This is a genomic window from Aureimonas sp. AU4 (assembly GCF_001463765.1).
In the GTDB taxonomy this organism is placed as follows: Bacteria; Pseudomonadota; Alphaproteobacteria; order Rhizobiales; family Rhizobiaceae; genus Aureimonas.
In genome coordinates this window covers 1-3,796 of the sequence record NZ_BBWK01000010.1, presented here as the reverse complement: position 1 = coordinate 3,796, position 3,796 = coordinate 1, and the positions used below count along the sequence as shown (strand labels likewise).

Sequence of the window (3,796 nt, the reverse complement as noted above, 5' to 3'; positions counted from 1 at the left end):
GGCCGGCCCGCCGCCCGCCGGCGCCGCGCCGGAGCCCCTGCGGCGGATCAGCAGCGCCCGGCTTCTCGACGCCAACAGTGAAGGCCAGCTGGCGCAGGGGTCCCACCTCCTGAACTGGCACGCCGCCAACCGCTTCTGCGGCCGCTGCGGCTCGGCCACCGCGTCCGAGGCCGGCGGCTTCCGGCGCCGCTGCACGGCCTGCGACCACCTACTCTTTCCCCGCACCGACCCGGTCACGATCATGCTCGTGCACGACGGTCGCGGCCGCTGCCTTCTGGGGCGCCAGCCGCAGTTCCCGAGCGGCATGTGGTCGTGCCTCGCCGGCTTCGTGGAGGCGGGCGAGACCGTGGAGGACGCGGTGCGCCGCGAGACCTTCGAGGAGGCGGGCATCTCGGTCGGGCCCGTGCGCTACCTCCTCAGCCAGCCCTGGCCCTTTCCGGGCTCCTTGATGATCGGCTGCGCGGGACTAGCGCTGGACGCCGAGATCCGGCGCGACGAGACCGAGCTCGAGGACTGCCGCTGGTTCGAGCGGGACGAGGTGCTCGCGATGCTGGCGGGAACGCATGCGGACGGGATCGAGGCGCCGCAGGAATTTGCGATCGCGCACCACTTGATCCGCCGCTTCGCCGAGCACGCCGACGCGTTCGACGCAAGAGCGGAACCGTTCGCATCACGAGAGGATTAAGGAAACGTTTCACGAAAATTGCGCATGCCATGCACAGGCTGCACAAGAGGCGTGCAGAACCTGCTCTCCTGTTGGGCAGGCCGGAGGTCTACATACCGGTCATCAGATTGATTGATGAACCGGACAAGACCGATGCTGACCTCCCTCGCCAAGCGCTTCCACACCCTCCGCGCTCACCGCAAGACCGTTCTCGAGCTCAACCGCATGGACGACCGCATGCTGAGCGACATCGGCGTGATGCGCGGTGACATCGACCGCATGGTGCGCATCGGCCGCTAAGCCGCCCCGCACCGCCACACGCTACGAAAAACCCCGCCTCACGGCGGGGTTTTTGCGTTTGGGGGTCGTGAAGGCGTGCAGGGCGCCTAATCCGTGAGCGGGCGGGTGCTCGCGAAGCGGTAGACGCCGAGAATCTGGAGATCGGTGGTGAAGTGCTCGAGCTCGGCGAGCGCGCGGGCAAGGCCCGCGTCGTCCGGGTGGCCGATCACGTCGGCATAGAAGCGCGTCGCGGTGAAGCGCCCGCCGACCTGGTAGCTCTCGAGCTTGGTCATGTTGACGCCGTTGGTCGCAAAGCCGCCCAGCGCCTTGTAGAGCGCGGCGGGAATGTTGCGAACGTCGAAGACGAAGGTCGTGACGACGCCGGGCGTCGGCTCTCCCCCGCCCGCGGCAGGCGCCCAGAGCGCGCGCTCGTCGCCTTCCGGCCGGCGCAGCACCACGAAGCGCGTCTGGTTGGTGGGATCGTCCTCGACCCGCTCGCGCAGGATCGCGAGCCCGTAGATCTCGGCCGCGCGCCGGGGCGCGAGCGCCGCCATGGACCGGTCCCCGGCATCGCGCACGAGGCGGGCCGAGCCCGCCGTGTCGCCTTCCGTGCGCCCGCGCCAGCGCGGCCGGCCGGTGGCCGGGTCGGTCTCGTTCAGGAGCGTGCGGCACTGGCCGAGCGCGTGGACGTGGCTGTGGATCGTGCGGATCTCGCTCTCGCCGACGCCCGGCAGCGCCATGAAGTGGAAGTGGATCGGCAGGAAGTGCTCGCCCACGATCCTGAGGCCCGACTGCGGCAGGAGATGATGCACGTCGGCGACCCGGCCGGCCAGCGTGTTCTCGATCGGAATCATGGCGAGTTCCGCCTCGCCCTCGGCGACCGCGCGGAAGGCGTCGTCGAAGCTCGCGCAGGGGAGCGTCTCGCGGCCCGGGAACATCTCCTCGCAGGCAATGTCGGAATTGGCGCCCGGCTCGCCCTGGAAGGCGATTCGCGTGGCCCCGCCGGCCGGCGCCAGGAGCCGCCTCGCCTCCTCGAGCTGGCGCGGCGTATCGACGCCGAGGGGCACCGCGTCCACCACGCAGACGTCGATCCGCATGCCCGCCTCCAGCGCGCGCAGCTGCTCCAGCGTCTCGCGACGCTCCAGCGCGCCCGGCGGCAGGGCGACGAAGCGCTCCAGCGCCGCGCGGCGGTAGGCGTAGATGCCGACATGGTGGAAGAGCGGCCCCTCGCCCGTCGGGGCTGTGGCGCGCGTGAAGTAGAGGGCGCGGCGCGGCGCATCGCCCTCGCCCCCGCCGGCCAGCACGGCCTTCACGACGCTGGGGTCCGCGCGGTCGCGCCCGTTTTCGATCGGCACCACCACCGTGCCGATGTCGCAGGCGGGATCCGCCAGCGCGCGCAGGCTCGCGCGCACGGTTGCGGGCTCGACGGTCGGCAGGTCCCCTTGCAGGTTCACCACCGTGTCCACGAGGCCCTCGGGATCGACGAGCCGGAGGGCCTCGAAGATGCGGTCCGAGCCCGACGGGTGGTCGGCGCGCGTCATCACCGCCTCGAAGCCCGCCGCCCGCACGGCGCTGGCCACATCCTCAGAATCGGTCGCCACCACGACGCGTCCCACATCGGCCTCCCGGGCCCGCTCGGCCACGTGGACGATCATCGGGCGGCCGTGGATCGGGGCGAGAGGCTTGCCGGGCAGGCGCGTCGAGGCGATGCGAGCCGGCACGAGGACGAGCGTGGACATGGGCGATTCTTCCGGCGCGGGACTTCGGGTCCGTCGCCCTGCCCGAAACTTCCGGGGGCGGGCGACGGGATTCGGCGGGGCTGTGGCGAGCGGGCGCTTGATCGCGGCGGATCACAATGTCAGAACGCTTCCAGCTTCGCGGGCTTATAGGTCTTGCCGCACCCCGGCAAAAGGCCGTAACGCCCGCGCGTGTTTGTTTGTCCGGCCGGCCGCCTCGGGAGGGGTTCGCAGCGGCCGCAGCGGAGCCTCCTCATCGCCATGGATTCATTCGAGGCCAACAAGATCTTCGGTGCCCTCCTGGGCACCGTGTTCGTGCTGTTCGGCGGCAGTCTGGTGGCGGAGGGGATCTTCCATTCCGAGGCGCCCGAGAAGCCCGGCTTCGCGATCCAGGCCGCCGAGCCCGCCGCCGGCGGCGCCGCCGCCCCTGCGGCCGGCAACGAGGTGACCCCGGTCGGCCAGATCATGGCGAGCGCCAACGCGGAAGCGGGCGCCGGCATCTTCAAGCGCTGCCAGGCTTGCCATTCCGGCGAGAAGGGCGGCCCCAACAAGGTCGGCCCCGACCTGTGGGACGTCGTGAACCGCCCGATCGCGAGCCACGAGGGCTTCAGCTACTCGGCCGCCATGACCGAGTTCAGCCAGGGCAAGTCGGTTCACTGGGACTGGGACCACCTGAACCACTTCCTCCACGGGCCCAAGCAGTACATCAAGGGCACGGCGATGGGCTTCGCCGGCCTGCCCAAGGACCAGGAGCGCGCCGACCTCCTGGCCTACCTTCGCACGCTCTCCGACAACCCGCCGCCGCTGCCCGCGCCCGATGCCGGCGCGACCGCCGAGAACGCGGCGCCCGCCGAGGGTCAGGCACCGGCCGAGGGCAACGCGGCCGCGCCGCAGCCGACCGCCCCCGCCACCTCGACCTCGACCGCGCTTCCGGGCGACCCGGTGTCGCAGCCCCAGGGCGCCGGCACGACCGATCCGGCCACCGGCGGCGCGCCCACCGCGCCGATGACCGGCCAGGTTCCCGCCACCGGCGACAACGCCGGCTCGCCGCCCCCGCAGGCGCCCAAGCCCCCGCAGCCGGCCGAGCAGCCCGCCGCCTCCGGCGCGGCGCCCGCGC

Annotated in this window: 4 protein-coding genes and 1 pseudogene; 3 read left to right on the top strand and 2 right to left on the bottom strand. The window is 72.0% G+C overall.

Features of this window, described 5'->3' with window-relative positions; genetic code table 11:
* On the top strand, nt 1-685 hold a 685-nt coding region (gene nudC, locus AUL35_RS04285), incomplete at its 5' end, for an NAD(+) diphosphatase (RefSeq protein ID WP_156417830.1).
* A 132-nt stretch (nt 686-817) separates the two neighbouring features.
* The gene (locus AUL35_RS21470) at nt 818-964 is read left to right on the top strand and encodes a DUF1127 domain-containing protein (protein WP_156417829.1); all 147 of its coding nucleotides are present in this window, start codon (nt 818-820) and stop codon (nt 962-964) included.
* A gap of 86 nt (nt 965-1,050) precedes the next feature.
* Here the strand turns inward: AUL35_RS21470 and AUL35_RS22750 are convergent, their stop codons facing one another.
* Together AUL35_RS22750 and AUL35_RS22845 are read right to left on the bottom strand one after the other, a co-directional pair.
* Nucleotides 1,051-1,959, bottom strand: coding sequence for a prephenate dehydratase (locus AUL35_RS22750; RefSeq protein WP_062012356.1), 909 nt, complete (start codon nt 1,957-1,959; stop codon nt 1,051-1,053).
* A gap of 6 nt (nt 1,960-1,965) precedes the next feature.
* Nucleotides 1,966-2,682, bottom strand: a pseudogene (locus AUL35_RS22845) (3-deoxy-manno-octulosonate cytidylyltransferase); the annotation flags it as partial.
* A 258-nt stretch (nt 2,683-2,940) separates the two neighbouring features.
* Between AUL35_RS22845 and AUL35_RS04275 the strand changes: the two are divergent.
* On the top strand, nt 2,941-3,796 hold an 856-nt coding region (locus AUL35_RS04275; protein WP_156417827.1), incomplete at its 3' end, for a cytochrome c family protein.